The 5,747-nt window shown below is 40.1% G+C and carries 3 protein-coding genes; 1 reads left to right on the plus strand and 2 read right to left on the minus strand.

Features of this window, described 5'->3' with window-relative positions:
- Positions 1–178: 178 nt before the first annotated feature.
- Positions 179–1,930, plus strand: coding sequence for a Na/Pi cotransporter family protein (locus AFK68_RS13570; protein ID WP_094673263.1), 1,752 nt, complete (start codon positions 179–181; stop codon positions 1,928–1,930).
- A 729-nt stretch (positions 1,931–2,659) separates the two neighbouring features.
- On the opposite strand, the gene AFK68_RS13575 is transcribed toward AFK68_RS13570, so the two are convergent.
- Together AFK68_RS13575 and AFK68_RS36765 are read right to left on the minus strand one after the other, a co-directional pair.
- Positions 2,660–4,879: a hypothetical protein gene (locus AFK68_RS13575; protein ID WP_094673264.1), complete on the minus strand. Its 2,220-nt coding sequence runs from the start codon at positions 4,877–4,879 to the stop codon at positions 2,660–2,662.
- Positions 4,880–5,010: 131 nt separating this feature from the next.
- Positions 5,011–5,175, minus strand: coding sequence for a hypothetical protein (locus tag AFK68_RS36765; protein WP_168186457.1), 165 nt, complete (start codon positions 5,173–5,175; stop codon positions 5,011–5,013).
- Between the last annotated feature and the right edge of the window lie 572 nt (positions 5,176–5,747).

Raw genomic sequence — 5,747 nt, forward strand, 5'->3', positions numbered from 1 at the left:
AGGCAGAAGTAATGCAAGTCAACAGAGCCGTGAAAACCCCTATAAAAACCTTAGCTGATAGCTGATAGCTGACGGCTGAATGCTTACAAGAAATAAGGTCTCAAGCCTCCCCTTTTAAAGGGATGAAAAAATCATAGGAGGCTAACTGATAACTGATAACTGATAACTGATAACTGAAATGACACCAACCAACTCAATTAGTCTTTTAGAATTCGGACAAATTACCGTGGGTCTCTGTGGGGGACTCGCATTCTTCTTATTTGGACTTGAACAAATGACCGAGTCCTTAAAGCAAGTAGCGGGTAAATCTATGAAGCGAATGCTCGCTAAACTGACCTCGAATCGTTGGAATGGTTTAGCGGTCGGAGCATTTGTCACCGCAGTGCTTCAATCCTCCTCAGTGACGACGGTTTTGGTGGTGGGTTTTATTTCTGCCGGATTAATGACCATGCCTCAATCAATTGGGGTAATCATGGGGGCTAATATTGGCTCGACTATCACTGCTCAGATTATTGCCTTTAAAATTACCCGCTCCGCATTAGTGCTTTTTGCCATTGGCTTTGTCTTGCAACTAATTTCCCAGAGAAGATACTCCCGGCAGTATGGTTTGCTGTTGATGGGGTTGGGTATGATGTTTTATGGCATGGAGTTAATGAAAATTGCTACCAGTCCCCTACAAACCTATCCTCCTTTTATTAGCTTGATGCAACAGGTAGAAAATCCTTTACTGGGGATTACTATTGCCACGGTGTTTACTGCTTTGGTACAAAGTTCTGCTGTCACCACTGGCTTGGTGATTGTTTTGGCAAGTCAAGGCTTATTGAATCTTGAAGCTGGAATTGCTCTGGTGTTTGGTGCGAATATCGGTACTTGTATTACGGCGATGTTGGCGGCGATCGGCAAACCTTCAGAAGCTGTTCAGGCAGCGATCGCTCATGTATTGTTTAATATCTTGGGTGTTCTGCTTTGGGTTGGGTTTATTAATCAGTTAGCGGATACTGTACGTTGGCTGACACCTGCTTCATCTTCTCTAGAAGGTATGTCTAAGCTAGCAGTGGAAACCCCACGCCAAATTGCTAATGCTCATACTTTATTTAATGTAGCCAATGCTTTTATTTTTATTGGGTTTGCTCCGTTGTTGGCAAAGTTGGTAGAACATTTGCTGCCTGCAAAATCTCCGACAGTTCGGCAAAGCAAACCCAAATATCTTGATAAGATGTTGCTAACTACTCCTACCTTGGCCTTAGATCGGGTTCGTTTGGAATTAGGGCAAGTGGGAAAGATTGCCCTGAAGATGGTGTGCGGTTGTCTGCAAGTGGTGGAGGGTGGCACCAGTGATGAGGTGGCAGCACTACGAGCAATGGATGATGAGGTTGATCGACTTTATGGGGCGATCGTAACTTACCTCGGTCAGTTGAGTTTGGAAACCTTAGTGACTCAACAATCTTACCTTTTGTCTATGTATCTGAAGATTGCCAACTATATTGAAAATATTGGGGATACTATTGAGACTAATATGGTTGAAATTGGCAATGACAGGCTGCACCATGAGCTTGAGTTTAGTGATGCTACCCAAACGGTTTTAAAGTCTCTGCATGAGGAGGTTTGTTTTGCTGTAGACCAGGCGCTCAAATCAGTAGTTTCCTCTGATCCGCAGTTAGCTGCCCAGGTGGTGGCAATGAAACCCCAAATTAACGAGTTAGCTAGCCAAGCACATACTCATCTGGCTATGCGTTTAACTGCTGACCAACCGAATCGGTTAGTTGCGTTTGGCCTTGAATCAGATTTTATCGAGTATTTGAAACGAGTATATTATTTTGCCAAACGAATTGCCAAACTGATGACAGAAATGGATCTAGAAATACAGGGAGATAGAATCAAAAATGTGGTTGATAATTCTACCACAGAGGGTTCAACAATTAATAATTAATTAGGGTTTGCTGAAAAAGTCTTATGGGTAAGGGTAGGAGTCATATAAAATCCGGTTGAAAAGTCGTCCCTATCGACGATAGGAAGCAATCTCTTAAACCTCTGAGATTGCTATCCGTTCCGGAATGCTCCGCAAACCTTCCACTCCGTTCCAGTCGCAATGACGTAAGCTATAGTAATTATCCGGATTCTATATCAGGAGGTAGGGACGTTGCATAAGGGCGTCCGTACGGAGTCAGGAGGAACGGGGAATGATCGAGGAGGTAGGAGGAAGAATTATAAGAGTGATTTTTCTGCCTCGCGTCACCCTAAAATCCTAACTTTTTAAGCTCCCTAGACCGAAAACCTTGCACTTTTTCAGGGCTTAAAAAGCCTAAAGCCTTTATCTATCAACGCTTTAATATTTATTCAGCAAGCCCTAATTACTAATTATATCATGTCCGGATGTAATGGTATAAATAAAATATTTGGCGATCGAGAGGATATATTTTAATTTTTCCCCTACTCCTCTACTCCCCTACTCCCCTACTATCTTAAATTATAAGCGTTCAATCGGACATGGTATTATATCATGTCCGCTGGTATGGTCGCGTCGTGTAAAAGTTGGGGAAATATTTACCTTATGTAAGGTTTTTCCTTTTCTTCTTTCTTCTCTCCTAGATAACTCAAGCCTTCTTCCTTACCTTCTTACTTGCAATACCGATGCTACCGGACATGATATTATTAATTATTAATTATTAATTATTGAAACTCTATCCTCCCTAAATATAATCATCCTTTCCCCGACCCTGACCTCAGCATCTAAACCACTACCAAAAATCTCAACCTCTGGAGCAATACCATTTTGCACAGTCATCACCACAAAAAAATTATCACCCCCACTTGCTAATATCTTGCTACCTCTCTTTGTTTCCTCAACATCAAGCTTCACCTCCCCTGGTGTAACAAAAGTTCCTCTCATAGTTGCCCCAGAATTAGCCTTCAACATAAAACCATTATCCTCAACCACCACCTGCTCCTGAGTGTGCATTACCCAAACTTTTTCCGGCGCATCCCCAGTAAACCTATCCACCACCACAAACAAACCAGGCGCACCCGACACCCCACTATAGTCAACACCAAAAGACCGCAATGACTGAAAATCATTATCTTTAAACACATCATCCATATTCATACTCACCACCCCCGACCCATCAACTTCTCCCTGAAAAAAGTTTGGTTGAGCAGCTCCTGATGCAGACATATCTCCTACAACAACAACATTTTCATCCCCTCTTTTTCCATCATCTGGACCAGCACTCGCCCAACGTCCACCCAAACCCCAAATTCGGAAGCCACCCGCCTCTGGAAATGACCAGGAAGCTCTCAAAGGTTGCTGTTTCAAATAAATACTTGCCACAAAATCATTTTTATCCTTCCATTGGTTACGAAACAGATAAAAACCTTTTTCTTCATCTACTAATACCCGCTCAAATACCTTGGCTGGGTTTTTTGGTCTCAAACCTGTGATAAAATTAAGATTTAACAACCTTTTGATAAAATTTTCATCGGAAGTGTTTATTAGATTTTCAGAATATGCTGCCAGAAGAAAAGCAGCTTCATGGGGTTTTTTGATGGCAAAAGAGCGATCGCCTTCCCAACCAAAATGATGATGAAAAAACCACATCACCCCTGGCAAAAATTTTTCTGGTACGCTATTCCAACCCAGAGAAAACAGAGACTTCACTGGTGCTAGGCGATGACGACCATAAGTAGGTACTGATATTTCACCATCCTCTCCTACTATCCGCATTACATAATGGGGTAAAAACCATTTTATACTGGAGTCTTTGACAAAGTTGTGTCCGAACACATTTTCATAAGCTTGGAAAAATGGTAAAAGTGCTAATATCCAAGGTTCAATACTATAGAGGTCACCCTCAGTACCAAAAGAGCGATCGCCTACTGCAGTCTCCAGATAACGCTCAATATTCCTTTCAGCAATTTTCAACAGTCGTCTCACATCAGTCGGTTCTGAAAAAAACTGTTCCGGTTTATATAAAATAGCTAATGCTGCCAAACCAGCAGCACTCCGCGCTCTCCCACTCCAGTTACTCCAAGCAGTAGGGTTCCAACCTTTGCCACGAGTACCTGCAATTAATATTTTTGTCTGTTGCGCTAACCAGTCTGTAATTTTTTGGACTCGTTGCTCATCCCAGGCGTTATAACAAAGGTCGTAAGCTAGGGCCACACCAGCCACGATAGGGGCGTGTTCTAATAATCGTGGGCCAGGATTATTCAAGGATTTTTCTACTATTTGCCATGCTGTTTCTGCTGCTTGGGGGTCATCATTTAAGAGGGAGAGGAAACAATGGCCTGCTGCATGATATCCACCATTGGGAACGAATGCTTCGTAATAGATTTTTTGCTGGAGAGATTTTTCGAGTTGAGCAAGAATAGCTTGACCTTTCTGAGTTTTGGCTTTTTCTCGTAATTCTGGCAGTTGATTTTGACGGAAAATTAGCCGTGGATGTTCTCTAGGAGATATGGGTGTATGGTTTGGTATTTTTGTGGGGGAATAGGGTGTAATATTTCCAGTAACTTTTCCACTAACAAGTTCTTCGTTAAAGGTTCCTGAATAACTACCAACTATTTGCTTTTTATCTTTTTTATCTGGTTGCAATTCGATTAAATATTCTGCTTCTCCACCTTTTCTCCAAGGGTCGGAGTTAATATTAATTTTTACTTGTAATTCCCAGGAGTTATCTTTTTTAATAGTGTTAACTATACCATCATGTTCTGCTTGATTAAATGCTTGGGAAAATCCCCAGATTTCTGTTTCGCATTGGGATTTTTGACAAATTAAGTCTAAGGTAATATCTTGATAGTTCATTAATTGATAATTGATAATGGATAATTGATAATTACCTCTGGTTAAAACCGCTCTTGATTGAAGATTGGGAAATATCATTTCTTTTTTTCCCCTTAAAAGGGGAGGCTTTAAACCACAATTATTTAATTAATAATTAATAANATTTCTTTTTTTCCCCTTAAAAGGGGAGGCTTTAAACCACAATTATTTAATTAATAATTAATAATTAATTATTCGGTAAAGTTTTCTTCTTTTTGTTTCCATAGTGCATTATCTAGGGTAATACTAACATCTCTTGGTAAATCTATTTTTATTAATTTTTGTCTAATAAATTCTCCAGCACCTATGGTTAGCAAACTGATGGTTAATAGAGTGATTATTTTTTTTCGTCTCATTGTTAATTAGAGTTTGCGATTGGAAGTCTTTTGCTGTTTACTAATTATAGTTCGGTGAATTAATGGTTAGAGATAAAGTAAGTATTTCCTGCGGAGCATTCCCTATACGAAAAAACGCAGTTACAGCCCAGAAGGCTAACTGAAGGCTGAATGCTTACGAGATAAATCCTATGGTTTGATTTTAATTTGCACAATAGTTTCTAGATTTGAGATAAAGTCTCTGAGTGGCGAGTGCCTGATTATTTAGGTTGACTATTAATAAAACTATTGCACAATAGTTTTTAGATTTGAGATAAAGTCTCTGAGTGGCGAGCGCCTAATTATTTAGGTTGACTATTAATAAAACTATTGCACAATAGTTTCTAGATTTGAGATAAAGTCTCTGAGTGGCGATAGAACTCCGTTCCGCTTCGCGAGCGCCTGATTATTTAGGTTGACTATTAATAAAACTATTGCACAATAGTTTTTAGATTTTAGATAAAGTATGGGTGGCGATAGAACTCCATTCCGCTTCGCGATCGCCTGCATTATTGGTTGACTATTAATAAAACTATTGCACAATAGTTTTTAGA

The organism is Hydrocoleum sp. CS-953 (assembly GCF_002260545.1).
In the GTDB taxonomy this organism is placed as follows: Bacteria; Cyanobacteriota; Cyanobacteriia; order Cyanobacteriales; family Microcoleaceae; genus Trichodesmium.

Bases quoted from the DNA above. Each gene is read 5' to 3' on its own strand.
- AFK68_RS13570 (WP_094673263.1), top strand. From the start codon at position 179: ATGACACCAACCAACTCAATTAGTCTTTTAGAATTCGGACAAATTACC.
- AFK68_RS36765 (WP_168186457.1), bottom strand. From the start codon at position 5,175: ATGAGACGAAAAAAAATAATCACTCTATTAACCATCAGTTTGCTAACC.
- AFK68_RS13575 (WP_094673264.1), bottom strand. From the start codon at position 4,879: ATGATATTTCCCAATCTTCAATCAAGAGCGGTTTTAACCAGAGGTAAT.